General features: G+C 61.9%; 25 protein-coding genes and 1 tRNA gene. 13 read left to right on the top strand and 13 right to left on the bottom strand.

Going from position 1 to position 24393, the window contains the following annotated elements:
• Window positions 1-14: 14 nt before the first annotated feature.
• From AC0ZT5_RS05215 to AC0ZT5_RS05200, 4 genes are read left to right on the top strand one after another with little or no spacing between them, the layout of a single operon-like run.
• Window positions 15-1133 (top strand): DUF2157 domain-containing protein, encoded by a 1119-nt coding sequence (locus tag AC0ZT5_RS05215; RefSeq protein WP_488495549.1) that lies wholly within the window; start codon window positions 15-17, stop codon window positions 1131-1133.
• Complete coding sequence (locus AC0ZT5_RS05210; protein WP_488495548.1) at window positions 1130-1714, top strand: GDYXXLXY domain-containing protein; 585 nt, start codon at window positions 1130-1132, stop codon at window positions 1712-1714. Before AC0ZT5_RS05215 ends, AC0ZT5_RS05210 begins: the two co-directional genes overlap by 4 nt.
• A 13-nt stretch (window positions 1715-1727) precedes the next feature.
• On the top strand, window positions 1728-2837 hold the full coding sequence (locus AC0ZT5_RS05205; RefSeq protein ID WP_488495547.1) for an acyltransferase family protein: 1110 nt from the start codon (window positions 1728-1730) through the stop codon (window positions 2835-2837).
• 44 nt (window positions 2838-2881) lie between these two features.
• Window positions 2882-4330 (top strand): aromatic amino acid lyase, encoded by a 1449-nt coding sequence (locus AC0ZT5_RS05200; RefSeq protein ID WP_488495546.1) that lies wholly within the window; start codon window positions 2882-2884, stop codon window positions 4328-4330.
• 101 nt (window positions 4331-4431) lie between these two features.
• Here AC0ZT5_RS05200 and AC0ZT5_RS05195 read toward each other — a convergent pair.
• Window positions 4432-4514: transfer RNA gene (locus tag AC0ZT5_RS05195), tRNA-Leu, on the bottom strand.
• A 375-nt stretch (window positions 4515-4889) separates the two neighbouring features.
• Between AC0ZT5_RS05195 and tig the strand changes: the two genes are divergently transcribed.
• The 5 genes from tig to AC0ZT5_RS05170 all read left to right on the top strand — a co-directional run bounded on the left by tig (window position 4890) and on the right by AC0ZT5_RS05170 (window position 9808).
• Window positions 4890-6365 (top strand): trigger factor, encoded by a 1476-nt coding sequence (gene tig, locus AC0ZT5_RS05190; RefSeq protein ID WP_488495545.1) that lies wholly within the window; start codon window positions 4890-4892, stop codon window positions 6363-6365.
• Window positions 6366-6529: 164 nt separating this feature from the next.
• Complete coding sequence (locus tag AC0ZT5_RS05185) at window positions 6530-7054, top strand: hypothetical protein (RefSeq protein ID WP_488495544.1); 525 nt, start codon at window positions 6530-6532, stop codon at window positions 7052-7054.
• A 193-nt stretch (window positions 7055-7247) separates the two neighbouring features.
• The gene (locus AC0ZT5_RS05180; protein WP_488495543.1) at window positions 7248-7628 is read left to right on the top strand and encodes a c-type cytochrome; all 381 of its coding nucleotides are present in this window, start codon (window positions 7248-7250) and stop codon (window positions 7626-7628) included.
• 33 nt (window positions 7629-7661) lie between these two features.
• The gene (locus AC0ZT5_RS05175) at window positions 7662-8597 is read left to right on the top strand and encodes a heme o synthase (protein WP_488495542.1); all 936 of its coding nucleotides are present in this window, start codon (window positions 7662-7664) and stop codon (window positions 8595-8597) included.
• Between the two features lie 398 nt (window positions 8598-8995).
• Window positions 8996-9808: a DUF2189 domain-containing protein gene (locus tag AC0ZT5_RS05170; RefSeq protein WP_488495541.1), complete on the top strand. Its 813-nt coding sequence runs from the start codon at window positions 8996-8998 to the stop codon at window positions 9806-9808.
• 57 nt (window positions 9809-9865) lie between these two features.
• Here the strand turns inward: AC0ZT5_RS05170 and AC0ZT5_RS05165 are convergent, their stop codons facing one another.
• The 7 genes from AC0ZT5_RS05165 to AC0ZT5_RS05135 form a co-directional block, all read right to left on the bottom strand.
• On the bottom strand, window positions 9866-10339 hold the full coding sequence (locus AC0ZT5_RS05165) for an aminoacyl-tRNA deacylase (RefSeq protein WP_488495540.1): 474 nt from the start codon (window positions 10337-10339) through the stop codon (window positions 9866-9868).
• 42 nt (window positions 10340-10381) lie between these two features.
• Window positions 10382-10783, bottom strand: a complete 402-nt coding sequence (locus AC0ZT5_RS05160) for a cytochrome C oxidase subunit IV family protein (protein WP_477227394.1) — start codon at window positions 10781-10783, stop codon at window positions 10382-10384.
• Window positions 10784-10792: 9 nt separating this feature from the next.
• Window positions 10793-11512, bottom strand: coding sequence for a heme-copper oxidase subunit III family protein (locus AC0ZT5_RS05155; protein ID WP_488495539.1), 720 nt, complete (start codon window positions 11510-11512; stop codon window positions 10793-10795).
• A gap of 13 nt (window positions 11513-11525) precedes the next feature.
• On the bottom strand, window positions 11526-12230 hold the full coding sequence (locus tag AC0ZT5_RS05150) for a cytochrome c oxidase subunit 3 (RefSeq protein ID WP_488495538.1): 705 nt from the start codon (window positions 12228-12230) through the stop codon (window positions 11526-11528).
• The gene (gene ctaD / locus AC0ZT5_RS05145; protein ID WP_477417121.1) at window positions 12227-13996 is read right to left on the bottom strand and encodes a cytochrome c oxidase subunit I; all 1770 of its coding nucleotides are present in this window, start codon (window positions 13994-13996) and stop codon (window positions 12227-12229) included. The genes AC0ZT5_RS05150 and ctaD overlap by 4 nt, the downstream gene beginning before the upstream one ends.
• A gap of 21 nt (window positions 13997-14017) precedes the next feature.
• Window positions 14018-14902, bottom strand: coding sequence for a cytochrome c oxidase subunit II (locus AC0ZT5_RS05140; RefSeq protein WP_488495537.1), 885 nt, complete (start codon window positions 14900-14902; stop codon window positions 14018-14020).
• 324 nt (window positions 14903-15226) lie between these two features.
• Window positions 15227-16129, bottom strand: a complete 903-nt coding sequence (locus tag AC0ZT5_RS05135; RefSeq protein ID WP_488495536.1) for a LysR family transcriptional regulator — start codon at window positions 16127-16129, stop codon at window positions 15227-15229.
• 187 nt (window positions 16130-16316) lie between these two features.
• On the opposite strand from AC0ZT5_RS05135, the gene AC0ZT5_RS05130 reads away from it, so the two are divergent.
• The gene (locus AC0ZT5_RS05130) at window positions 16317-17600 is read left to right on the top strand and encodes a serine hydrolase domain-containing protein (protein ID WP_488495535.1); all 1284 of its coding nucleotides are present in this window, start codon (window positions 16317-16319) and stop codon (window positions 17598-17600) included.
• 38 nt (window positions 17601-17638) lie between these two features.
• On the top strand, window positions 17639-18499 hold the full coding sequence (locus tag AC0ZT5_RS05125) for an NmrA family NAD(P)-binding protein (protein WP_488495534.1): 861 nt from the start codon (window positions 17639-17641) through the stop codon (window positions 18497-18499).
• Between the two features lie 81 nt (window positions 18500-18580).
• Here AC0ZT5_RS05125 and AC0ZT5_RS05120 read toward each other — a convergent pair whose 3' ends face one another.
• From AC0ZT5_RS05120 to AC0ZT5_RS05105, 4 genes are all read right to left on the bottom strand, one after another.
• Window positions 18581-19339: a hypothetical protein gene (locus tag AC0ZT5_RS05120; RefSeq protein ID WP_488495533.1), complete on the bottom strand. Its 759-nt coding sequence runs from the start codon at window positions 19337-19339 to the stop codon at window positions 18581-18583.
• Between the two features lie 379 nt (window positions 19340-19718).
• The gene (gene radC / locus AC0ZT5_RS05115) at window positions 19719-20489 is read right to left on the bottom strand and encodes a RadC family protein (RefSeq protein ID WP_488495532.1); all 771 of its coding nucleotides are present in this window, start codon (window positions 20487-20489) and stop codon (window positions 19719-19721) included.
• A 133-nt stretch (window positions 20490-20622) separates the two neighbouring features.
• On the bottom strand, window positions 20623-21150 hold the full coding sequence (locus AC0ZT5_RS05110) for a hypothetical protein (RefSeq protein WP_488495531.1): 528 nt from the start codon (window positions 21148-21150) through the stop codon (window positions 20623-20625).
• 50 nt (window positions 21151-21200) lie between these two features.
• A complete protein-coding gene (locus AC0ZT5_RS05105; protein WP_488495530.1) occupies window positions 21201-22067 on the bottom strand; it encodes an MBL fold metallo-hydrolase in 867 nt (288 codons plus the stop codon).
• A gap of 154 nt (window positions 22068-22221) precedes the next feature.
• Between AC0ZT5_RS05105 and AC0ZT5_RS05100 the strand changes: the two genes are divergently transcribed.
• The gene (locus AC0ZT5_RS05100; RefSeq protein ID WP_488495529.1) at window positions 22222-22836 is read left to right on the top strand and encodes a TetR/AcrR family transcriptional regulator; all 615 of its coding nucleotides are present in this window, start codon (window positions 22222-22224) and stop codon (window positions 22834-22836) included.
• A 45-nt stretch (window positions 22837-22881) separates the two neighbouring features.
• On the opposite strand, the gene map is transcribed toward AC0ZT5_RS05100, so the two are convergent.
• Window positions 22882-23709 carry a type I methionyl aminopeptidase gene (gene map, locus AC0ZT5_RS05095; protein WP_184873795.1) on the bottom strand — a complete coding sequence of 276 codons (828 nt, stop codon included), beginning with the start codon at window positions 23707-23709 and terminating at the stop codon, window positions 22882-22884.
• Window positions 23710-23908: 199 nt separating this feature from the next.
• Here map and AC0ZT5_RS05090 point away from each other — a divergent pair, with 199 nt between their 5' ends.
• Window positions 23909-24331 (top strand): hypothetical protein, encoded by a 423-nt coding sequence (locus tag AC0ZT5_RS05090; RefSeq protein WP_488495528.1) that lies wholly within the window; start codon window positions 23909-23911, stop codon window positions 24329-24331.
• Window positions 24332-24393: the final 62 nt, after the last annotated feature.

Here is a 24393-nt window from a genome sequence, read left to right as displayed (position 1 = left end):
GGGGGAGAAGCAGAATGGCGGGCTATTCGACACGAGTAAGGTCGGATATTGCGCGCTGGCAACAAACCGGCCTCATCGACGCCGCGATCGCCGAATCCCTGGCGCGCGATGTCGAGGCCAACGAGCGCAAGTCGCTCAGCTTCGGCTCGATCCTGGCGATGATGGCTGCCTTGCTGTTCGGCGCCGCCATCCTGATTTTCGTCGCCGCCAACTGGGACGCGATCCCGCGGCTGGCGCGCGTGGCGGCACTCTTTGCCATCATCCTTGGCGGCTATGTCGGCGGTGCGCTGCTGAAGACGCGCGACCATGCGGCCATCGGCGAGGCGCTGTGGATCGTGGCCGCGGCGGCCTTCGGCGGCTCGATCGCGCTGATCGGCCAGATGTATCATCTCTCCGGCGACGAGGCGTCGGCCCTGGTCACCTGGGGCGCGGGCACGGCATTGGCGGCGGTCGCGCTGCGTTCGAACCCGCTGACCGTGGCTGCGGTCGGCATCGCCGATGCCTGGCTGTTCCTGAAAGGCTTCGGCTACTACAGCCGCAGCGAATTTCCGCGTCTCTTCGTGGTCATGGCGATCGTGCTGTTTGCCGTCTCGTTCTGGACCCGCAGCCAGCCAGCGCGGCACCTGATCATGCTGTCGCTGCTCTTCTACCTCGTGCTGTTTGCCATGGATCACGCCACGCTGCAGGTGGCTATTCCCCTGGTCATCGTCTCGGCGCTGCTGTTCGCGGCCTCCGTCTTTGCGCCAGATCCGGTCGACAAGATCGTGCAGCTCGGCGGCCGCTTGCCCTTGCACGCGCTGCTCGGCTTCCTCACCGGCCTGGCAATAGTCCAGTTCGAACTGGCCGACGAAAGCACCTACAACAGTGGGTTCGCCATCGCTTCGGTGATCGCGTTGGCCGGCATCGTCGCTGCAATCGTGCTGGCGGGGCGGGAGAGCCGCGGGTTGCGCTGGCTTGCCTATATCGGTTTCGCCTTCGAAATCGCCGTCATCTATGTGGTGATGTTGCAATCGATGCTCGATACGGCCGGCTTCTTCCTTGCCGCCGCGGTGCTGCTCGGCATCCTTGCGATCGTCATCATCCGCATCGAAAAACGCATGAACAGCCCAGTCGCGAAGGGAGCCACGACATGATGACCGGAAAGCGGCTGATCATATCGGCGCTGGTGCTCGCACTCGTCCAGATAGGCTTCCTGAGCTGGATCATCGCCGGCCGGGCAGCGATCCTGCGCAGCGGCAAGGAGGTGCTGCTGAAGGTCGAACCCATCGATCCGCGCGATCTCCTGCGCGGGGACTATATTATCCTCGGCTACGCGATTTCGCGGATACCGGTGAAAATGATCGCTGACATTCCGGCCGACAAATTTTCGAGCGACGACACGCCGATCGTCGTCCGCTTGAAGAAGGGTGCCGACGGCTACTGGCAGCCGACCATAGCCTGGTTCGGCAAGGCACCGGCGCCGGCCACCGCTGACGAGGCCGACATATCAGGCCATGTCGCCGAGGGCTGGGATCTTCGCGGCGAAGGCATGACCATCGCGCCGGACTACGGCATCGAGCGCTTCTATTTGCCGGAAGGCGAGGGGACGGCGATCCAGAACGATATGCGGGTGCGCCCGTTCGGCATCCGCCTTGCGCTCGCCGGCGACGGCACCGCGCAGATCAAGGCGCTGGTGGATGGTGACAAGACGCTGTTCGAGGAACCGCTCTATTAGAGGGACGGCCAGAATGGGCGCTCATCGAAACGAAATTCACTTCATCCACCTGTTAAGGGGCGTCGCTCCGCTGCCTGTGATGTGGGTGCATCTCTCGGGCTTGACCGTCTGGCATTACCACGCCGACTGGACGCCCTTGAGGTATTTCGAACGCCTGTTGGGGACACCGCTTGGGCTGTACCAAAGTGGCGCCCACCTGGGCGTGGTGATCTTCTTCCTGATCAGCGGCTTCATCATCAGCTATGTGGTCGAGGAAGAGACCCGGATGTCTTTCGCCATCAAGCGCGTGTTTCGCTTGTGGCCGCCTATCTTGTTCGCCCTTATCGCGACCGCGATCGGGACCTATGTCGGGACGGTCGTGCCCATTCCGTTCTCATTCGCCGACTATGCGAGGACGTTCTTTCTGGTGGATCAGTTCGCAGGGATCGGGAGGCACGTCTTGCCCGTGACCTGGACGCTTTTCCCCGAGGTTGTATTCTATATTCTGGTCTGGTGCATCGCGCCCATGATAAGGCGCAAACCACTCAAGTCCACGCTCATACTGACCGCTGCATCTTATGCGATCATGGCTGGCGCGAACATCAATGGAACCCCTGCCGTGCAATTCTCGCCGCTTGGGTATCTGCCACTGTTCTTGATCGGCCGCCTCTTCTTCCTGTTTCGTGAGAAGCGTATCAGCGGCCAGATGGCGATGGCTCTGGGGACTGCTGAAGTCTTTTTGTTCTGTGCGGTGCGGGTGGGCATCTGGTGGGGCATCTGGCGGCCCCAGGTTCTGCTCGACGATTCGTTGTTCCCGATTTTGGCAACATATCCGTTGGCCATCATCGTGTTCTGGCTGTGCATGCAATGGACACCAAAGACCGTTCCTCAACCCTTTCGCTTCTTTGGCGACATCAGCTATTCGCTCTATCTGCTGCACATGCCGGTTGGGTTCGCCGTCATCTACAACCTCTACCCGGCCTTGAACTTCTCACTGGCCTTCGCCGCCGCAGTCGTTGCAACGCTTCTGGTCTCGTGGCTGAGTTTCAGATTTGTTGAAGAGCCCAGCCGGCGCTTCTGCCGGCAGCTCATCGCAAGACAAAATGTTACGCGCGAGACTGCTTTGGCTGGAGCGCAGGTATAGCCGACAGACGCCCTCGGCGGTCTCCCACTTGGACGGTAAGAAGCATGCCAATCACCCTGTCGGCGCGTGAAGACATCAACCTCGACACGGTTTTTCGCGTCGCCTGGAAGAAGGAGACGGTGCAGATCGGCGAGAGGGCCTTGCAGCGCATCGCCGAATGCCGAACCGCGTTCCTCAGGCTCATCGAATCCGACCCTCCGCCGGTCATTTATGGCGTAACCACCGCCATGGGGGAGTTGGCGAGCCGCAAGCTCGAACTTGACGAGCGGGATCGCCATGCGCGCATCAAGGCGTTCGCCGCCGCCACCTCGTTCGGCGATCCCTTGCCCGATCGGGTGGTCCGGGCGATCGTGCTTGCTCGGCTGACGAACTTCATCGAGGGCAACGCAGCCACCACGCCGCGCATCGCGCTCGCCGTTGCCGCGATGCTCGACGGCGGCCCGATGCCAACCGTACCGGCCTCCGGCCAGAGCGGCGCCGGCGAGATCCTGGCGCTCTATCCGCTGTTCGCCGGGCTCTCGGCGCGCTTCGACCTCGAGGTCAAGGAGCGGGGCTCGCTGATCAACGGCTCGCCTTGCGCCGCCGCGCTGGTGGCCGACGCAGCGCTCGCGGCACGCCGCCGCATCCGCATGGCGCACAAGGTGTTCGCACTGTCGATCGAAGCGTTTCGCGCCCCGCTCGAGCACTACGACGCGGCGCTCGATACGCTCTGGGGTGACGACCATGAAGCCGCGGCCCTCCAGGGGTTGCGGGAATTCCTGGTCGGCGCCGGAGACGGCCGGCGCAATTATCAGGCGCCGGTCAGCTATCGCATCGTGCCGCGCGTCCTCGGCCATGCGCATCGTGCGCTGTCGTCCGCCGAGCGGGCGGCCACCGTCTCGCTGGCCGCGATATCCGACAATCCGGTCTATATCCCGCCGGACGACGCACATCCGCTCGGCCGCTGCATTAGCACCGGCGGCTATCACAATGCCATGGCAACACCGGCGCTGGACGATCTGGCGGCGATATGGGCCGACATCTGCTTGCTCTGCGACCGCCATGCCTCCAAGCTTTTGAACGGCAAGGTGTCGCTGCTGCCCGATCTTCTGATGATCGGGCGGCATTGGGCCGACAGCGATGGCCACGGCAGTGTCGGCTATGTACCGATGGCGATCACCGGCTATCTCGAGCAGGCCAAGCTCGCCGCGCAACGCACCTTCATTCCGGGAACGGAATCGGCCGGTGCCGGACAGGACGACGTCGCCACCACGGCGTTCTTCGCATGGACCAAGGAGGCGACCGCCGGCCGCTGCGTCGATGCCGCAATGGCGATGCTGGCGATGATGGCCTCGCAGGCGCTGCACGTCACCGAGCGCGCGCCGCCGCCGGCGCTGCAGCCATTTGTCGATGACATCAGGGGTATCGTGCCGCCCGTCGGCGACGATCGCGTGCTGGGGCCTGAACTGGCGAACCTGGCCGCATGGTTCACAGGGAGAGCGTTCGAGGCGTAGGCACCGATGCCGGGAAGGAGTCGTGGCCGGTGAATTGGTGCGGATGACTCGGCCCCCCACGCCTTTCGGCACTGGAACCTAATCCACTACCGGGTGGGACGTGGTGCGGGTAGAGGGACTCGAACCCCCACGATCTCTCGCCAGAACCTAAATCTGGTGCGTCTACCAGTTCCGCCATACCCGCATGGAACCGGCAATCCCACGTAGCCATCATTCTGTCAATGTCAGGAACAAGGTTGGGGTCAGGAACAAGTCCGGGTCAGGGCCAAAATGTTGGTTGTTCGCCGAAATGCGAAGATGGTTGAAAAATAGCCCCGCCTGTGACAAAAGGCGTGTCGAATGTGACGGGACGCGACGATCCGCTTCTGCAAAATGTGATAAGAAGTAGGAAAAACAAGAACTTATTCACATTTTGGAACGCAGTTTGGGAGAGTTTGAGCCGTATTTTCGGTCAAATCGCCAGGTTCCGTACCAAAAGCCATTCCCGGCAAGATTATACCGGCAGGCTGTGAGCGGCAGAGGCCGTGGCAGTCTCATTGGTGAAAACAAAGGTTTTACGATGCAGGTCACCGAAACACTCAACTCCGGTCTCAAGCGCGAGATCAAGGTCACCGTGCCGGCCGGTGACATGGAAGCCAAGCTGATGGCGCGGCTTTCGGACGCCAGGAACAAGGTCCGCATCAACGGCTTCCGCCCCGGCAAGGTGCCGGTGCAGCACCTGCGCAAGGTCTACGGCAAGTCGTTCATGGCCGAGGTGGTCAACGAAATCCTCAATGATTCGACCCGCACGATCATTACCGGGCGCGGCGAAAAGGCTGCCATGCAGCCCGAAGTCATCATGACCGAGGACGAGAAGGAGGCCGAGAAGATCCTGGCCGGCGGCGCCGACTTCGAGTTCCGCCTCAACTACGAGATCATTCCGGCGATCGAGATCAAGGATTTCTCCGACATCAAGGTGACGCGCCAGGTGTTCGACGTGCCGGACACCGAGATCGACGAGCAGGTCCAGCGCGTTGCCGAATCGGCACGCAGCTATGAGCCGAAGACCGGCAAGGCCGCCAATGGCGACCGCGTCACCATCGACTATGTCGGCAAGATCGACGGCGAGGCCTTCAATGGCGGCGCCGGCACCGATCAGCCGCTGGTGCTGGGTTCGAAGGAGTTTATCCCGGGCTTCGAGGATCAACTGGTCGGCGCCAAGGCCGGCGACGAAAAGCAGATCACCGTAACCTTCCCTGACAACTACCAGGCGGCGCATCTTGCGGGCAAGGAAGCGACCTTCGACGTCACCGTCAAGGAAGTGTCCCAGCCCGGCGAACTGGAAATCAACGACGAGACGGCCAAGAACCTTGGCCTGGAGTCGCTGGAGCGCCTGCGCGACGTCGTGCGTGGCCAGATCGAAAACCAGTTCGGCGCCATGACGCGCCAGAAGGTCAAGCGCCAGCTGCTCGACCAGCTCGACGCGTCCTACTCGTTCGAGGCGCCGTCGAAGCTCGTCGACGCCGAGTTCAACAATATCTGGGCCCAGGTCAATCGCGACCTGGAAGCGGCGGGCCGCACCTTCGCAGACGAAGAGACGACGGAAGAAGAGGCGCGTGCCGAATATCTGCGTCTTGCCGAGCGCCGCGTGCGTCTTGGCCTGGTGCTGGCTGAAATCGGCGAGAAGGCCGGCGTCACGGTATCGGACGAGGAGTTGCAGCGCGGGCTGTTCGAGCAGGTGCGCCGCTATCCGGGCAACCAGCAGCAGGAAGTCTTCGAGTTCTACCGCAACAACCCGGAAGCGTTGAACACGCTGCGGGCGCCGATGTTCGAGGAGAAGGTGGTCGACCATCTGCTCGGCCAGATCTCGGTCACCGATGTCAAGGTCAGCAAGGAAGAACTGATGGCCGACGACGAGGAGGCCGATACCGCCGTCAAGGCCAAGCCGGCGAAGAAGGCCGCCGCCAAGAAGGCTGACGACAAGAAGGCCGACGACGCGGAAGAGCCCAAGAAGAAGGCCGCGCCGAAAAAGAAGGCTGCCAAGGACGCCGAATAAGCCCGGCACTTTCCGTGGAATTGACGAAGGCCGCCCTTTGAGGCGGCCTTTTTTCGTTGCTAAACTGCAACAGCCGGAAGACTTCGCGGGTGGTGGCCAGTGGCGATACGAAGCTTTGATAATTATCTTCTATCGCAAGCCGCTTGGGATGTCGGAGACGCGCGTTGAGACTGTTCGTCGAAGTGGGACACGCCTCGGCAGTGGCGCTGGTCCTCGTTTCGGTTTGCGGCATTGCCCGCGCCGAGACGGTGCTTGAGAATTGGCGGTTCGAAACGGCCGAAGACGGCCTCGTCACGGCGTCGCTCTATGCCACCAACAAGCTGATCACCGGAGGCGGTGCGTTGAGCTACAGTCCGATCCTGACCATTGGTTGCCGGGCCAACAGCGAACCGCGTTGGACCGAATGGCTGCAACTGAACGACACCGTCTCGGCCAGCCGCAAGATCACCGTGTCGGTCACGCTCGACCAGGGCGGCAAGTTCGATGAAAGCTGGTCCGTCGGGCCGCGCGGCCGCAGGCTGATGCGCGACGGCGCCGACGGCATCAAACGGCTCGGCGCCGCGAACCGGCTCCAGCTTTCCTGGCGGTTCGGGTTGCTGTCGGGGCGAGGGGAGGCCGATTTCGACCTCGCGGGGTTCGATGAAGCCGTCAGCCAGGTTGCCGGCAGCTGCAACACGAATGTACCCTGAGCCGCAGCTGACTGCCTAAACCTTTGTTCGTCCGACCTCTTCTACCCGCCGGCCAGAATCCGTGGTACATAGGTGCCGCAATTCCATTTGGGGGAGATTCCGATAATCTGTTCTGCCGTGCAAGGCGCGTTGCTGGCGGCCCCGGTATGCGCAGATTATCTCAGGCACATTTGACGATCAGGGAGGAAAAGTCATGCGTTTGGTCGCGTTTTTCGCCGTCGTTTCTGTCGCAACCTTCGTTGCCAATCCATCGCAGGCTCAGGATGCTGCGGCTGGCGAGAAGGTCTTCACCAAATGCAAGGTCTGCCACATCGCGGACGAGGACAAGAACAAGATCGGTCCATCGCTGTATGGCGTCATCGGCCGCGTTGCCGGCACGCATCCGGATTTCAAATATTCCGATGCCATGATCGCGGCCGGCAAATCCGGCGTCAAATGGGACGAACCAACACTGACCACCTATCTTCACGATCCCAAGGCCATGGTCAAAGGGACCAAGATGGCGTTTCCCGGCCTCAAGAACGATGCAGACGTGGCCAACGTCATTGCCTATCTGAAAACGTTCTCGAAGTGACCTGGCTCGCCCGCGCGCTTCCATCGGTCTGAGATGTCGACTAGGGAAAACCGCCTCAAGGATACCGGCATCCGTCTCTCGGAAGCGACGGCGGGTGACTTCTTTGCGCTTTTGAAGCCCCGGGTCATGGCGCTTGCCGTATTCACTGCCTTCGTTGGCCTGATGGCGGCGCCTGGCGCGATGAACCCGGTCATCGCCGTGATTGCAATCGGTGCGATTGCGATCGGAGCAGGAGCGGCCGGGGCCCTTAACATGTGGTACGACGCGGACATCGACGCGCTGATGTCGCGCACATCAAAGCGGCCGGTGCCGTCGGGCCGCGTCACGCCGGGCGAAGCTCTCGGCTTCGGCCTGGTGCTCTCCGCGCTTTCGGTGATGACGCTCGGCGTGCTGGTGGACTGGCTTGCCGCATCGCTGCTGGCCTTCACCATCTTCTTCTACGTCGTCATCTATACGATGTGGCTGAAGCGCTCGACGCCGCAGAACATCGTCATCGGCGGCGCGGCGGGTGCCCTTCCTCCTGTCATTGGCTGGGCGGCCGCAACCGGCGCCGTCAGCGCTGAAAGCGTCATCCTGTTTCTAATCATCTTTCTGTGGACGCCGCCGCATTTCTGGGCGCTCGCGCTGTTCAAGGTCGGCGACTACGCCGCTGCAGGCATCCCGATGATGCCGAACGTGGCCGGTCAGGCTTCGACCAGAAAACAGATGTTCGCCTATTCACTGCTGCTGGCGCCAATCGGCGTGCTGCCCTGGGCGTTCGGATTCGCGAGCGGGATTTATGGAGTTGCCTCAGCCGCATTGGGCGCGGGATTCATCTGGCACGCCTGGAAGGTTCTGGTCGTTCCAGACAAGGAGATGAAGCCTGCAAAGGCTTTGTTTGCCTTCTCGATTTTTTATCTTTTCGCGATCTTTGCCATACTGCTTGCCGACACCATCGCAACGCGAGCGTTCATGTCAGCCGGAGGTTGACGGCATAAAGGAAACCCGCCGGATCGATATGGCCGAACTGTAATTGGTGCATTGAAGACGTTGCAGACCAGGGCCTGGTCGAACATCACGATGGTATTGCGCAGAATCCCAGGATCAGCAGGGCGACTATGCCAAGGCCGAGTATGAGAAGCGTCCTTCCGTCCATGACCTTCAACCTTTGCGCGGCCAAAAAGGGCGCGCGGCGCTGTATGAGAATAGCGAAAAAAGACCACCAGAGCTAGCCGGACAGCCGGAGGTCTTCTGACAAAGGGCGACAAGTCCCTGGCAAGAGAGTATGTTGATTCCGGTGCAGGTCGCGGTTTTGCGTGGCCAGTCTCGCAGAACGACGGCACCGCAAAACCGCGACCTTACCGGACCTGGTCTGGAGGGAAATGGTCATGGCAAGCTTTCATGTGATCGCAGGCGCCAGCGAGACGCTGGAACATACCAAAATTCGAAAAATCAGTGTTTCCGACCTTTTCGACGCGCTCAAACGGGGCGTCGACGATTTCATGGTCAAACCATCGCACATCGTCTTTCTCTGCCTGATCTATCCGCTCGTAGGCGTCGTGCTGGCCGCCTGGACTTCGGGCGCCAATGCGTTGCCGTTGCTGTTTCCGCTGGTCTCCGGGTTTGCGCTGATTGGCCCGTTCGCGGCGATCGGCCTCTATGAAATCAGCCGCAGGCGGGAAGCCGGACTCGACACTTCCTGGAGGCACGCTTTCGAGGTCAGGAATTCTCCGGCGCTGCCGGCCATCGCGGCGGTTGGAATCATGCTGTTTGCGATCTTCATCGCCTGGCTTTTGACCGCGCAGATGTTCTACGAATATCTTTTCGGCCCGGCGCCGCCAGAATCGATATCCGGCTTCATCAATGAAATATTTGCCACCGGCCGCGGCTGGACGCTGATCATCCTTGGGCACGTCATCGGCTTCGTCTTCGCCGTGGTGGTGTTGTGCACAACGGTCGTCGCCTTCCCATTGTTGCTCGACCGCGACGTCGGCGCCTACGAAGCCATCCACACTTCGGTGCGTGCGGTGCTGGCGAACCCGATCACCATGGCTGTCTGGGGACTGATCGTGGCCGTTGCCCTGATCATCGGCTCGCTGCCGGTGTTCGCCGGGTTGGCCGTCGTGCTGCCGATCCTCGGTCACGCCACTTGGCATGTCTACCGAAAGGTCGTGGAGCCGCCGGCCAGACAGGCGAGTTGAGAGGCAGGTTCTGCCGGACTGCACCGGCGAAGGGCCGGTGCAGTCCGATCGAAACCGTCAGTAGGCCGGGTGACTGAAGCTGGCTTGGTATGCGCCCATGGTCAGGTTGCGGAAATCCTTGCCGCTGACATGCACCAGCGTCCTATGGTCGCCGCCTTCGAAGTAGATATCCGCGGCATCGCCAAGGCTTTCATCGACAATGACCGGCACGTCATAGGCTGCGCCGATCGGCGGGATGGCGCCGGTGTCGCAATCATCGAAGAGCGAAATCACTTCGTCCTCGGAGGCGAGTCCGAGACGCCTGTCCATGACGTCCTGCAACCTGCCAAGTTCGATCCTGTGGGTGCTTGGAACCACGGCCAGCGTATAGCCAAGCTCGTGGTGAACGACCACGGATTTCGCCATGATGCTGCCGGGGACATGCGCGGCTATGGCCGACTGCCGGCTTGTTGATGTGCGATGATGAGCGACGGTGTCGTAGGAAATGCCCTTGCCGTCGATGAAGTCCTTCAGCCTGTTTGCGATCGTCATCTTGGCCTCCTTGCCGGAGTTCGCGACGCGCGGGTTTGCGCGTCAGTGCCCGGATCCGAAAAACGCCAGCCTGGTGAAAAGGGTGTAGTCGGCTTCGAAGACCATCATTGTCGTGAACACCAGCACCAGTATCGGCGGCAGGATGATCGCATAGGCCAGAGCCAGCCGTTCCCAGGCCATGTGCATGAAGACGGCGACGATCAGCCCTGCCTTGAGGATCATGAAGATCAGGATCAGCGACCATCTGAGATAGCCTTGCAGGCCGAAATAATCGACCAGGTAGGAGCAGGTGCTGAGGATGAACAGCCAAGCCCAGACCACCAGATAGAGCTTGATGGGATGTTCCTGATGCTCGTCGGCGTGGGCGACGGCCGCCGGCGCCTCATGTGCATGACCAGCATGTAGCGCGTGTTGTCCGAGGCCGTTTGCGGTTGCTTCTGCCATGTCTGCCTCTCACCAAAGATAGAAGAATGCGAAGATGAACACCCAGACCAGGTCGACGAAGTGCCAGTACAGCCCCATGATCTCGACGTTCTCGTAGCGACCCGTACGGCTGGTGAAGAAGCCGCGCCGTCCGGTGTCGAAATCGCCGCGCCAGACCTTTCGCGCCACGATGATCAGGAAGATCACCCCGATCGTCACATGAGTGCCGTGGAAACCGGTGATCATGAAGAAAGACGCACCGAATTGTGCAGCGCCCCAGGGATTGCCCCAGGGCCGCACCCCTTCAGTGATCAGCTTGGTCCATTCGAAGGCCTGCATGCCGACAAAGGTCGCGCCGAGTGCCGCAGTCAGAAGCATGAGGATTGCCGTCTTGCGGCGGTCGCGGCGATAGCCGAAATTGACCGCCATGGCCATCGTTCCGCTGCTTGAGATCAGCACGAAGGTCATGATGGCGATGAGGATCAGCGGGATATCCGAGCCGCCGATGCGAAGCGCAAAGACTTCGCTCGGATTGGGCCACGGCACGCGTGTCGACATACGCGCTGTCATGTAGGAGAGCAGGAAGCAGCCGAAGATGAAGGTGTCGCTGAGCAGGAAGATCCACATCATGGCCTTGCCCCAGGACACGTTCTTGAACGCACGCTGATCCGAGGACCAGTCAGCGGCAATGCCTTGCCAGCCTGAGGGCCGTGGCTCCGTCTTGCCGATATGCGTCAGTGTCTCTGCCATCCGCTTGATCCCTTCAGGTCAGCAACTGTCGGCAAATGTCGATGAACGTAGCCGCCCAACCGGCCAGCAGCGCAAAGATGGCGAGCCAGACGAAGAGCAGGAAATGCCAGTACATGGCGCACAGTTCGACGCCGAGCCGAAGCCGCTCGGGTCGTGCTCCGTTCCATGCACCGACGGTTGTTCTCCCGAGCCCCACCAGCCCGCCCAGTATGTGCAGGCCATGCATGCCGGTGATCAGGTAGAAAAAGCTGTTGGCCGGATTGGAGCTCAGCAGATAGCCATCGTCGGTCATCTGCCGCCATGCCATGAGTTGTCCGACCAGGAAGGCAAGTGCCGTGAGCCCGGCCGTCGCAAGGCCAAGCCTGACCATGTCGATCTGACCCTGGCGTGCCGCCACCACGGCGCATTGCAGCGCGATGCTGCTCAGGACCAGCACACCCGTGTTCAGCCAGAGCAGGCGCGGCAGCGGCAGAGGCCGCCAGTCCGACAGGCCCATGCGCATGAAGTAGGCGCTGGTGAACAGCGAAAACAGGCAGCCGACGACGGCGAGGAAGACGCCGAGGCCGATCTTGGCGGTGGGCAACGCCGACCGGTCGAGGCCGACAAAATCGCCGGCCAGACCTTGTTCGAGCCATGGCTTGGTCGTCAGCCTCTGGTGCGAAAGCCACCATCCGGCAAAACAGGCGATGACGAGCAGGAAGACCAGGATGACGCTCATGCCGGCTCCCTCGAGGGGCCGAAGGAGCCCGGCATGTTCTGCGGGATGAAATCCTCCTTGGCGCCCGGTACGCTGTAGTCATAGGGCCAGCGATAGACGATCGGCAGATCCTTGCCGAAATTGCCGTGCGTCGGCGGTGTATGCGGCGTCTGCCATTCGAGGGTCGTGGCCCGCCACGGATTGCCGCCGGCCTCGCGGCCATGACGGATGCTCCAGATCAGATTGAACAGGAACACCATTTGGGCAAAGCCGACGATGAAGGCCATGATGCTGATGAACGAGTTCAGGTGGTGGGCCGACTCCGTCATGATGGTCATGTCGGTCAGTTCGGCGTAGCGGCGCGGCACACCCATCAGGCCGAGGTAGTGCATGGGGAAGAAAATCAGGTAGGCGCCGAGGAACGTGACCCAGAAATGGAACCGGCCCAACATCTCGTCGAGCATCCGGCCGGTGACCTTCGGGTACCAATGGTAGATCGCGCCAAAAACCACGAGGATCGGAGCGACACCCATGACCATATGGAAATGGGCGACGACGAACATCGTGTCGGACAGCGGAACATCGACGACGACATTGCCGAGAAACAACCCGGTCAGCCCGCCGTTCACAAAGGTGACGATGAAGGCCAGGGCAAAGAGCATGGGTATGGTGAGATGGATGTCGCCCCGCCATAGGGTCAGCACCCAATTGTAGACCTTGATGGCGGTCGGAACGGCGATGATCAGCGTCGTGGTGGCGAAGAAGAAGCCAAAATAGGGGTCCATGCCGCTGACATACATGTGGTGCGCCCAGACAACGAAGCTCAGCGCCCCAATGCCGACGATGGCCCAGACCATCATCCGGTAGCCGAAGATGTTCTTGCGTGCATGCGTGCTGATCAGGTCGGATACGATGCCGAACGCCGGCAGCGCCACGATGTAGACCTCGGGATGGCCGAAGAACCAGAACAGGTGCTGGAACAGGATCGGGCTGCCGCCATTGTGCTGCAGTTGCTCGCCCATCTCGGAGATCGCTGGCATGAAGAAGCTGGTGCCGAGGGCGCGGTCGAGCAGCATCATCACGCAGGCGACGAACAGCGCCGGAAAGGCGAGCAGGGCCATGACGGTCGCGGTGAAGATGCCCCAGACGGTCAGCGGCAGGCGCATCATTGTCATGCCGCGCGTACGGCCCTGCAGCACCGTCACCACATAGTTCAGGCCGCCCATCGTGAAGCCGATGATGAACAGGATCAGCGAGGACAGCATCAGGATGATGCCCCAGTCCTGGCCGCCTGGTGTGCCGCTCATGATGGCTTGCGGCGGGTAGAGCGTCCAGCCGGCCCCCGTCGGTCCGCCGGGCGCAAAGAAGCTCGACACCAGAACCAGCACGGCGAGCAGGTAGATCCAGTAGCTCAGCATGTTGACATAGGGAAAGACCATGTCACGCGCGCCGACCATCAATGGGATCAGATAGTTGCCAAATCCGCCGAGGAAGAGGGCGGTGAGCAGGTAGATCACCATGATCATGCCGTGCATGGTGATGAACTGGTAGTAGGCTTCCGGGGTGATGAAGTCGAACGTACCGGGGAAGCCGAGCTGCAGCCGCATCAGCCAGGACAGCACCAGGGCGACGAGGCCTATTCCCGTCGCCGTCGCCGAATACTGGATGGCGATGACCTTGGCGTCCTGCGAGAAGACGTATTTCGTCCACCAACTGTGCGGATGATAAAGTTCCACCTCCGCGACTTCGGCCGGCGGGATGCCATCTGCAGGCGTGATGTCGACCATAGGAACACCTCCGTGTCCTTTTCAGCGAGACCCGACCGTTTCGAGCTTTGCTGCAATTTTCAAACCTGACGCCGTCGTTTTGCCCGGCGCCTGGTCTGCCGAGCCCGTTTGCTGGGGTGCCGACAACTGGGCGAAAGTCTGCTGCTGGCCAAGCCAGGCCAAGTAGTCTTGCTGGGTGTCGACCATGACCACACCATGCATCAAAGGATGGCCTTGGCCGCAAAGTTCGGCGCACAGGACCTGAAAGGTTCCGGTCTTGGTCGGGGTGAACCAGAAATAGGTGACCGAACCCGGGATCATGTCCATCTTGGCGCGGAATTCCGGCACATAGAAATCGTGCAGCACATCGATCGAGCGGAGCAGCATCTTGACCGGCTTGCCGACCGGCAGATGCAGGTCAGCCGCCTCGACCACGACATCGTCCTGGCCATTGGGATCGCTGGCGATCACGCCCAGCGGATTGTCAGCGGTGACGTCGCGGGTGTCGGATGTGCCAAGCTTGCCGTCCTTGCCGGGCAGGCGGAAACTCCACTGCCACTGCTGGCCGACGACTTCGACGTCGGTTGCGTCGCTCGGGACGTTGACAAACCGGCTCCAGACGAACAGGCCGGGAACCAGCAACGCCGTGACCCCAACCGCGGTGACGATCGTCAGCCACGATTCGAGCCGTTTGTTCTCCGGTTCGTAGGCAGCCCGGTTTCCTTCCCGATGACGGAAGCGGAAGACGCAATAGGCCATGAATAGAACCACGGCGGCGAAGACGACGCCGGTGATCCAGAAGGTGATGATGATGGTGTTGTCGATATAGCTCCAGTTGGAGGCAATCGGCGTCCACCACCATGGGCTCAGGAGGTGAAACAACACCGAGCCCACGACGACCAAAACGAGTACAAGCGCTACGGCCATGTCCCGTCCTCCCGGCATTCGAGGGCGCGCGAAGCTGTCCCGGCGAATGCCAAGGTCATCATGCTTGATTTGCGATCGAAATTCCAGAGCCGACTATCTTGACGGGAAAAATGCCGCCTTCTGTCGCCGCGACCCTTCGAAAAGGCCGTTTCCGGATCAGCTGCAGGCCCTCATGCTGGAGGACCCTTTCCGCCTGGTGGTTGTCGGCAGTTGCGACACCGATTCGCCCTGATCCGTAGCGCTCGCGTGAATGACGCTCAAATCAGTTGCAGCGCGGTAGGCTCAAAGTTCTGCCAAACCGCGGGGATACAAGCCGAGTATCGATCATGCGCCGACAGCAATCTCCTGGATGAAATCCAGAAGCGCCCGGACCTTCGCCGGCGGGAGGTGGCGCGAGGGATGATAGGCATAGAGCGGATAGAGTTCCTCCGACCATTCCGGCAGGATCTGAACAAGCTCGCCTCGCGACAGCAGAGGCGCCAAGCCGATCGCGAGGCTCTGGAAAATGCCTTGACCGGCCAGGCAAGCGGATATCGCGACCGAAGGGTCATCCATCACCAGGCGACTGGAGACCTCGACATCCTTGACCTCCCGGCCGCGCCGGAACTCCCAGGGAAAGGGCAGGCCGGTCTGGGGATCGCGGAACAAAAGCGCTTCGTGATTGACGAGATCATCGGGTGATCGCGGCTCGCCGTGCTTTTCCAGATAGGCCGGAGCGGCGACCGTCAGGATGCGGGTCTCCAGCAGCTTGCGCACGATGAGGGATGACTCATCGGGAGGCCCGAAGCGCACCGCCACGTCGACGCCGGCCATCATCTCCTGGCGATAGTTGCTGGTTAGGAAATCGACGGACAGCAGAGGATAGCGGACCAGAAACGCCTGCAGCTTCGACGCCAGCACCATACGCGCGAACCACGGGTCGACGGAGATGCGCAGCCGACCGCGCACGACCGCCGCCGCGCCCGCGGCCTCGGCGGCCGCCTCATCCAGACCAGCCAGAAGCGGCATCACCTGCGCGTGGAAGCGGCGGCCTTCCTCGGTAAGGCTGGCCTCGCGTGGATTGCGATCGAAAAGCCGAACACCGACCCGCGCTTCCAGGCGCGCGACGGCCCGGCTCACCGCTGACGGCGTCAGGCCGAGCATCTCCGCGGCGCGGGCGAAATTCCCTGCCTCCGTTACCGCTGCCAGGACACCGACACCGGTCAGAAGCCGTGTATCGAAAACCATTCGATCTCCCTTCGCCCTGCAGGTCTCCGCCGGAGCCAACTCGAGCAGTGAATCTGAGTCACTATAGCACTGATCCTTATGCGCGTGAATCACGTCATGGCGCGACTTACAAGGGTGGCGTCCCTGGCAACGCCGGGGCGAGCGGCCGAGCAAATCGGATTTCCTTCGATCCGGAAAGGAGTAGCCAATGGACCTCCTCACACGCAGGACGATGCTTCAGCGCGGCGGAATGCTGGGAGCCATTCTGGCTCTCGATACGGTCAGCCCCGCTTTGGCCAGAACAACGGCGGCCGGTTCGTCCGTGCGGTTCAAGGCGATCGACGCCGCCTTGCGGGAAGGCGTCTCAAAGAACGACGTGGCCGGTGTCATTGCCGTCGCGGCGACGCCGAAAGGCATCGTCTATGAGGGCGCCTTCGGCAAGGCGAACGTCGTAACGGGCGCACCGATGACGCTCGACACGGTGTTCTGGCTGCTGTCGATGACCAAGGCCTTCACCGCGGCCGCCTGCATGCAGTTGATCGAGCAGGGCCGCCTGCATCTGGATGACGACGCGGCGAAATACCTGCCTGAATTGGGCTCGCCGCAGGTCCTCGACGGCTTTGCCGAGGACGGAACGCCGCGACTGCGGCCGGCCAGGCGCGCGATCAAGGTGCGCCATCTGCTGACGCATACCTCCGGCTATACCTACTCGATCTGGAGCGAGGCTCTGACCCGCTACGAGAAGGCGACGGGCATGCCCGACATCGCGACCTGCAAAAATGCTGCCTTCACGGCTCCGCTTGAATTCGAGCCTGGCGAGCGGTGGCAATACGGCATCAGCATGGACTGGGTCGGCAAGCTGGTCGAGGCGGTGTCGGATCAGTCGCTCGAGATCTACTTTCGCGAGAACATCTTCGTGCCGCTCGGCATGAAGGATTCAGGCTTTCTGATCGGGGCCGGACAGAAGCGGCGCGTCGCCACTTTCCACAATCGCCGCGCCGATGGGGCGCTGGAGCCGGCGCCCTTCGAGATGCCGCAGCGGCCGGAGTTCTTCATGGGCGGCGGCGGTGCCTTCTCGACGCCGCGGGACTATTTGGCGTTCCTGCAAGCGCTGCTGAACGGAGGCACGCTCGATGGCGTCCGAATCCTGCATCCGCAGACGGTCGCGATGATGATGCAGAACCAGATCGGCGATTTGAACGTCCAGGCGATGCGCTCGGCGCAGCCGGCCTATTCCCGCAGCTTCGACCAGTTCCCGGGACAGCCGCATAAATGGGGCCTGTCTTTCGATATCAACATGCCGGGACCGAACGGGCGCTCCGCCGGCAGCATCGCCTGGGCAGGCCTGCTCAACTGCTACTTCTGGCTCGACCCGGTGAAGCACGTCACCGGCGCGCTGTTCACCCAGGTCCTGCCCTTTTTCGACAAGCGGATCGTCGCGCTCTACGGCAAATTCGAGCGCGGTCTCTATCACGGGCTCGATCGCACCTGATCCGCTGCCCCACACAAACGAGAGATTGGAAAACGAAGATGTATGCCATCACCGGAATTACTGGAAAAGTCGGCGGCGCGCTCGGCCACGCCTTGCTGGATGAGGGCCGGCCTGTCCGCGCCGTGGTCAGGGACGCCAACAAAGGCGAAGAATGGGCGGCGCGCGGCTGCGAGGTCGCGCTTGCCGGACTTGAGGACGCCGCGGCTCTGACGGCTGCGTTCGCCGGCACTGACGGGGTCTTCATCCTGCCGCCATCGGAGTTCGACCCTGAGCCCGGCTATCCCGAGGCGCGCAAGGTCATCGACGCCATCGTCGAAGGGCTGAGGGCCGCGAAGCCGGGCAGAGTGCTTTGCCTGTCGACGATCGGAGCCGATGCAGCGCAGGACAATCTCTTGTCGCAGCGCACGATGCTGGAAGAGGCACTCTCGGCATTGCCGCTGCCGGTGACCTTCCTGAGACCGGGCTGGTTCCTCGAAAACGCAATGTGGGATGTCGCCTCCGCACGCGACACGGGTGTGATCTCGAGCTTCCTGATGCCTGCCGACAAGCCGTTCGCGATGGTCGCGACGAGCGATGTGGGGCGGGTTGCGGCGGAACTGATCCAGGAACATTGGACGGGCAGGCGGGTGGTCGAACTCGAAGGCCCGCGCCGTGTCTCGCCCAACGACCTGGCGATCGCCTTCACCAAGGCATTGGGACGGCCGGTGCGGGTCGAAACGGTACCCCGGGACATTTGGGAGGGCCTGTTCGTCTCTCAAGGCATGAAAAATCCGGGGCCGCGCATGCGGATGCTGGATGGCTTCAACGAGGGTTGGATCGACTTCGCCGATGAAGGCGCAAATGCCGTCAAGGGACGCATTGGCCCCGAAGAAATTATCGCGACGCTTTGTTCAACGTGAGAGTCGAGACCGGGAAACAGCAACGCCGCCAGGCCAGGCCCGGCGGCATCTTCCTAGACTGCTGTTTTTGGGTCGCGTTCCCTACGGTGTCCCCGCCTTTTGGAGCGCGTCGGCCATTTGGTCGATCTTGCCGGCAAGGACGCCCTCGGCCCAATCCGTGACATCGGCGTCGACCGGCTTGTTGGCCATGTCCGTCAGCGCCGCGTCGAGCGATGCCTGATCGGTGCCGACCGTTGCCGCGTCAGCCGCCGCCTGGGCCTGGGCGGCCGTCGCGTTGTCGGCGGCGACAACGGCCTGCTGAGCAGCGATCTGATCGTTAAGGTCCTGGATTTGTTCAGGCGTGGCGGACGGGTCCGCCTGCAGCGTGGTCATCTGCGCATTCAGGGCATTCAGCTTATCCTGGGCGTCGGCCGCTGCGGCGGCCGCCTCGTCGGCCGCGATCTGGGCGTTCTTGGCTATCGCGGACTGCGTCACGAAGGCCTGAATGCCGGCGAACTTCTTGCTCTTGGAGTTCATGTAGGCGTTGATGTTGCGCTGCAGCGAGTTCAGCCGGCCAAGCTTGGCATGGATGTTCTTGTCCTTGTGCACGGACTTCGTATTGACCGTGGTGTCGGTCGTTGTGTCCGTTACCGCCTTGGCCGCCCGCCCCGGAGCCGACGCAGACTTGCCATGCGAAGCCCCGCTCTTGCCGTTGCCGCCGGCGTGGCCGTGCCCGTTGCCGTTGCCTCCACCATTGCCGCCAGCGTTGCCACCGCCGTTGCCGTGCCCGTTTCCGAGCGCCGGAGACGCCAGAAGCGCCAATGCGGCGAGCGCCGCGAACAGAGTTTTTCGGTTTGTCATGATATCTCCTCCTTGAGGAACCTCCGCCCAACCGCTAGAACAGCGTCATAAGAGGATTCACTAATCGTGCGCAATAAACTTTAGACAAATACGGTTTCAATGCGCGAGCCTGACAGCCAACGAACCCCATAACCATTTGATATTCCAATATAAATCAACGCTGTGAGACCGTCGCGGCACTGAAGTCCCATACCGGCCAGACCATGGTCCTAGTCTGCCCACCAGCGGCACGGTAACAGTCGTCGAGTGGTTGTCGGAAAGGCGTTCAAACAAGGGAAGTCGGTGGGTGCGATCCAGTGCGGCGCCACCCGACGCGTCACGCGCGAACGCCTAGCTTTCTCGCTGCGTACACGACTTCGCCAGCGTACAGGTCATCGCGTTAGATCAGCAGCAGGCCCTTCATGCTGGAATAGCCTTTGCGCCCGATGATGATGTGGTCATGCACGGCGATGCCCAGCCGCTTGGCCGCGTCGACGATCTCCTTCGTCATCTCGATGTCGGCGCGCGATGGCGTCGGATCGCCTGACGGATGGTTGTGCACCAGAATGATCGCGGTCGCCGAGAGGTCGAGCGCGCGCTTGATCACCTCGCGTGGGTAGACAGGCGTGTGGTCGACGGTGCCGACCTGTTGCACCTCGTCGGCGATCAGCGCGTTCTTCTTGTCGAGAAACAGGATGCGGAACTGCTCGCGCTCCTCGAAGGCCATTGCCGAGCGGCAATAGTCGAGAAGCTGCGTCCATGAGGAGAGCACCTCGCGGCCATGGACCTCGCCGCGCGCCATTCGCTGCGCGGTCGCCGCGACGACCTTCAGGTCGAGCGCCACCGCGGGGCCGATGCCCTTGACCTCCTGCAGCAATGCAATCGGCGCGCCAAGCACTTCGGCCAGCGTGCCGAAGCGCGCCAGCAGCGCCTTGGCGACCGGTTTGGTGTCGGCGCGGGGGATCAGGCGAAAGAGCAGAAGTTCCAGCAGTTCGTAGTCGGGCAGGGCGTCCGGACCGGCCGCGGCAAAGCGCTCGCGCAAGCGGTCGCGATGGCCGAGATAGTGGGGCTTTTCCTCGCTCGGCTCTTCCTTGCTCGACTTGGCCTTCGCATGAGGCTGGATCGGCCTTTGCGGAAAGAACCCTCGCTCGTCGTCACTTGCCTTCCCCATATGCCGCCCACACTCCTTTGGCGCGGACATTAAAACGGTTCTGGCTCGGATTGAAACCGTTCTGTTCCGCAAGTGTGGAACGACCCACGGCGACATTCCGCGACACGGTGTGCCCCGTAGGCCTCAGGTGCTGCTACCCCTTGGTCGCGGGTGCTGGAGGCACTGGCAAAATGATCTCGGAGGCGACCTTCCAGTCCTTCGCGACTTTTATCCAATTGATAGTCATTAGGAATGGCTTGGATGTTCCGTCCTGCCCGGCATAGGAGACCGTGATATTCATGGGGACATAGGACTCCGCAACATCTCGCGTCAGACCGACGACCTTCAGCTTCGAATAGTCAGGCTGGAGCACGACGGGGCCGGAGGTGCCGATGTCGTGCAGCTTCTGATCAATCGCCTCGTTGCCCCAGAAGCCTGCCCAGTTTCCCTCAGAGGGGGTGGCGCTTTTGGCGACAAGGAGGGCCGAGGGAGATTGCCAGAACATCTCGTGCAGAGCCTTGAAGTCGTGCCGGTTGGCCAGATCCATGAGCTTGCCGAACTCTGATTTGATCGTGTTCAAGGTCTGCGCGTTGAGCGGCTCCCCTTCGGCGTTGGGAGCAGCCGCGAGAGATCCGCCGGAAACGGTCAAGGCGATGGCCGCGGCGAACAATGTCTTGCGCATCTTGGCATTCCTTTGTGGGTTCGATGTCGGTGTCGTCGGGTGCAGTGATTTTACGGGTGCTTTTTGGCAGTGTTGGCCGCACCCCACAGCGAGCCCGGGTTGACGTGATTGGGATAGAGTTCGAGCATCGCGTCGTAGAGCTGCCGCGCGGTCGTCGTGGCAGCGTTCAGCCGATCGAAATCGCGCAGATATTGTCGCGTCTCGGCGATGATGCGAGGATTATCGTCGTTCTCCGGCACCTTGTGCCCGGCGATCACTGCGCTCGGCTTCAGCGCTTCCAGCTTGTCAAGGGTTTCGATCCACTCGATCCGGCTCTGTGCGTCGGTCTCGCCAAGATATGGATGGATGCCGTTGTATACGGCATCCCCGCCGACGATGAGGCCGATTGAAGGGACGTGTAGGCAGGTTGAGTGGGCGGTGTCGGTCCGCCCAGCATTCACCACGACGAGTTTGTGTCCCTCCAGTTGCAGTTCGTTGTTTTCGAGCGGCTCGGCGACGAGCAGGCGCTCGGGAATCTCGCCTGGGAAAAGCCGCCTCCAGAAGTCATCCAGCCAGGCCGGCGAGAGATTGTCGTGCATGGCCGTGACCACCTCGGGCACCGCGAGAGCTCTTGCCTGAGGGAAGCGCTCCAGAAGCGGTGCGAGGCCGAAGAAATGGTCGCCGTGCCCATGCGTCACATAAATGGCAGTGAGGTTCTTGCCGCTCGCCACCACCCAGTCCAACAAGATCTGTGACTGCTCGGTCGTGAGAAAGGTATCCACCAGGACGGCGTCTCGTTCGCCGGAGATCAGCGTCGACGAATTCGCGACCCACATCAGGTTTTCCTTGCCGGGCGGCAGACCGCGACCGAGGCCAGGACGCTTTATGGTAAGGGTTTTCCATTGAAGCTTGGAGGGGGTGCCTGTTGCTTTCATCATTGGAGCTTTCTCATGGTTGTGAGGTTGCGACAAAGGCCTGCGCAAAACGTTCGATCCCAAGCGAGCAATCCAAACAGTTCGCTTGACATAATGCCCTCGCCCAATCACAATTAACACTGACCGGTCAGAATTAATTAGTCAATAGGGTTTGCACATGGAATCTCGCCCAGCCGCCAGAAGGGGCCCAAAGCCGAACCCGGCCACTCGCCGCAATCTCGTCGAGGCGGGCCTGCGAATGATTCATGCCGAGGGATATGCTGCTACAGGCGTGCAGGGGATCGTCGAGAGCGCCAATGTTCCCAAGGGCTCGTTCTACAATCATTTTCCCAGCAAGGAGGCGTTCGGCGCGGAGGTGATCGACGCCTACTTCGATCGCAACGAGAACAAGTTGCTCGCCACCTTCGGCAACGCGGGCGCTGCGCCGCTGGCGCGCTTAGAAGCCTATTTCGACGACCGGATCGAAGCGTTTAGAACTCTCGGTTACTCGAAGGGATGCCTGCTCGGAAATCTCAGCGCCGAGGTGGCTGACCATAGCCCGGTCGTGCGGGAGCGCCTTGCCGGCTATTTCGATGCCTGGAGCCGATTCCTAGAGAAGTGCATTGCCGAAGCACAGGAACAGGGAGCCGTCGCCAGCGCGATTCCGGCGGCCGTGCTGGGGCGCTTCGTTCTAAACAGCTGGGAGGGCGCACTGCTGCGTATGCGCGCCGAAAAGAGCGACGCTCCCTTGATCGAGTTCAAGCAGGTCGTCTTTGGCAGACTTCTCAGCTGATGCGGCCGTGATTAACACACTCGACCGGACCGATGGACGCGGCTCCTAGGCCGGCAGGCCGGGGCGGTCGAGCTTGTTGGGCGACAGGGTGAAAATCTCGCAGCCGGTGTCGGTGACGCCGATCGTGTGTTCGTACTGCGCCGACAGCGAGCGGTCGCGCGTTACCGCCGTCCAGCCATCCGACAGCACCTTCACATGCGGCCGGCCGAGATTGATCATCGGCTCGACGGTGAAGATCATGCCGGGACGCATCTCAACGCCCTCATTGGCGCTGCCATAGTGCAGGATGTTCGGCGCGTCGTGGAAGAGCTGGCCGACGCCGTGGCCGCAGAAGTCGCGCACCACCGAGCAGCGCTCGGCCTCGGCATAAGTCTGGATGGCGGCGCCGATGGCGCCGGTGCGGGCGCCGGGCCTAATCGCCGCAATGCCGCGCATCAGGCATTCATGGGTGACCTCGAGCAAACGCTCGGCGGCGCGCTTGATCGTGCCGACCGGGTACATGCGCGAGGAATCACCGTGCCAGCCGTCGAGGATGTAGGTGACGTCGATGTTGACGATGTCGCCATCCTTGAGCGGCTTGTTGTCGGGAATGCCATGGCAGACGACATGGTTTATCGAGGTGCAGGACGATTTCGTGTAGCCGCGATAGTTGAGCGTTGCCGGCAGCGCGCCGTGATCCATGCCGAATTCGAAGACGAAGCGGTCGATGGTTTCGGTGGTGACGCCGGGCTCGACCATCGGCACCAGTTCGTCGAGGCAGCGCGCGGTGAGATCGCATGCCTTGCGCATGCCGGCAAAGCCTTCCTCGCCATAGAGGCGGATCTGGCCGGTGTTCCTGAGTGGTGCGGTGGCGGCGTCGAGATAGGTGACCATTTTGTCCGTATAGCCGGGTAGGCCCTGCAGAGGCCGACGTGAAAATCTCCCCAGATTTGGCACTTGGTGGCAAAAGGTTCAAGGACGAACTGCTCGAGGTAGCGGCACAGCTCGGGATATTGGCCTTGTATGGGGTGATGTCTTGCCGGTTTTTGCCCGGCTTGCTTTCCTTTCCGGCCATCGTGCGTTAGGGCGGGTGATGTTTTCGAGACCGGGTCCCTTCATGGCGGCCAAGCGCACCAGATTGCTCGAAGCGCCGCTGACGACAGCCTGCTCATGCCTGATGGGCACGGTGCTGCTGGCGATGCTGTGCCTCAGCCGCCCGGACGTGCCAACCTTCGCGGGTGCCGCATCGGGCGGCGCCAGCATCGGCCTGGAGCGGTCCGGAGAAGCAGCGGCGCTGCTGCGTGTCACCGGCAAGGCGCATGCGCTGGAGGTTCGCGCCGGGCGGCCGGCTGTGGCCAAGTTCGCCAGCGGCCATTCCGCTTTGCCGGTTGTCGACGCCGTCTTTGCTTGGCTTGAGCGAGCTTCGCCGAAAGCGGCTGTTTCGGAATACGAGGCGCCCCCGAGCCCCAGGGCAAATGCCCATCAGCCGCGCGCACCGCCGGCCATTGCGGCCTGAGCGGTCCAGGACCGCAGCTTCACCCCAGACCTTCCCTGTTCGCGTCGTGGCCGTGCGGCGGC

Source organism: Mesorhizobium sp. CNPSo 4670 (assembly GCF_057784235.1).
This window is presented reverse-complemented; position numbering and strand designations above follow the sequence as displayed.

Coding starts and splice junctions, on each gene's coding strand:
- AC0ZT5_RS05140 (WP_488495537.1), bottom strand. CDS start 14,902: ATGGCCGTAGCGCTTGTACTCGTTTTGGTCGTCGTGGGCTCGGTGTTG.
- AC0ZT5_RS05155 (WP_488495539.1), bottom strand. CDS start 11,512: ATGGCAGAGACACTGACGCATATCGGCAAGACGGAGCCACGGCCCTCA.
- AC0ZT5_RS05125 (WP_488495534.1), top strand. CDS start 17,639: ATGTATGCCATCACCGGAATTACTGGAAAAGTCGGCGGCGCGCTCGGC.
- AC0ZT5_RS05160 (WP_477227394.1), bottom strand. CDS start 10,783: ATGGCAGAAGCAACCGCAAACGGCCTCGGACAACACGCGCTACATGCT.
- AC0ZT5_RS05170 (WP_488495541.1), top strand. CDS start 8,996: ATGGCAAGCTTTCATGTGATCGCAGGCGCCAGCGAGACGCTGGAACAT.
- AC0ZT5_RS05100 (WP_488495529.1), top strand. CDS start 22,222: ATGGAATCTCGCCCAGCCGCCAGAAGGGGCCCAAAGCCGAACCCGGCC.
- AC0ZT5_RS05120 (WP_488495533.1), bottom strand. CDS start 19,339: ATGACAAACCGAAAAACTCTGTTCGCGGCGCTCGCCGCATTGGCGCTT.
- AC0ZT5_RS05105 (WP_488495530.1), bottom strand. CDS start 22,067: ATGATGAAAGCAACAGGCACCCCCTCCAAGCTTCAATGGAAAACCCTT.
- tig (WP_488495545.1), top strand. CDS start 4,890: ATGCAGGTCACCGAAACACTCAACTCCGGTCTCAAGCGCGAGATCAAG.
- AC0ZT5_RS05130 (WP_488495535.1), top strand. CDS start 16,317: ATGGACCTCCTCACACGCAGGACGATGCTTCAGCGCGGCGGAATGCTG.
- AC0ZT5_RS05180 (WP_488495543.1), top strand. CDS start 7,248: ATGCGTTTGGTCGCGTTTTTCGCCGTCGTTTCTGTCGCAACCTTCGTT.
- AC0ZT5_RS05215 (WP_488495549.1), top strand. CDS start 15: ATGGCGGGCTATTCGACACGAGTAAGGTCGGATATTGCGCGCTGGCAA.
- AC0ZT5_RS05175 (WP_488495542.1), top strand. CDS start 7,662: ATGTCGACTAGGGAAAACCGCCTCAAGGATACCGGCATCCGTCTCTCG.
- AC0ZT5_RS05200 (WP_488495546.1), top strand. CDS start 2,882: ATGCCAATCACCCTGTCGGCGCGTGAAGACATCAACCTCGACACGGTT.
- AC0ZT5_RS05110 (WP_488495531.1), bottom strand. CDS start 21,150: ATGCGCAAGACATTGTTCGCCGCGGCCATCGCCTTGACCGTTTCCGGC.
- AC0ZT5_RS05205 (WP_488495547.1), top strand. CDS start 1,728: ATGGGCGCTCATCGAAACGAAATTCACTTCATCCACCTGTTAAGGGGC.
- radC (WP_488495532.1), bottom strand. CDS start 20,489: ATGGGGAAGGCAAGTGACGACGAGCGAGGGTTCTTTCCGCAAAGGCCG.
- AC0ZT5_RS05135 (WP_488495536.1), bottom strand. CDS start 16,129: ATGGTTTTCGATACACGGCTTCTGACCGGTGTCGGTGTCCTGGCAGCG.
- AC0ZT5_RS05210 (WP_488495548.1), top strand. CDS start 1,130: ATGATGACCGGAAAGCGGCTGATCATATCGGCGCTGGTGCTCGCACTC.
- AC0ZT5_RS05090 (WP_488495528.1), top strand. CDS start 23,909: ATGTTTTCGAGACCGGGTCCCTTCATGGCGGCCAAGCGCACCAGATTG.
- AC0ZT5_RS05150 (WP_488495538.1), bottom strand. CDS start 12,230: ATGAGCGTCATCCTGGTCTTCCTGCTCGTCATCGCCTGTTTTGCCGGA.
- map (WP_184873795.1), bottom strand. CDS start 23,709: ATGGTCACCTATCTCGACGCCGCCACCGCACCACTCAGGAACACCGGC.
- AC0ZT5_RS05165 (WP_488495540.1), bottom strand. CDS start 10,339: ATGACGATCGCAAACAGGCTGAAGGACTTCATCGACGGCAAGGGCATT.
- ctaD (WP_477417121.1), bottom strand. CDS start 13,996: ATGGTCGACATCACGCCTGCAGATGGCATCCCGCCGGCCGAAGTCGCG.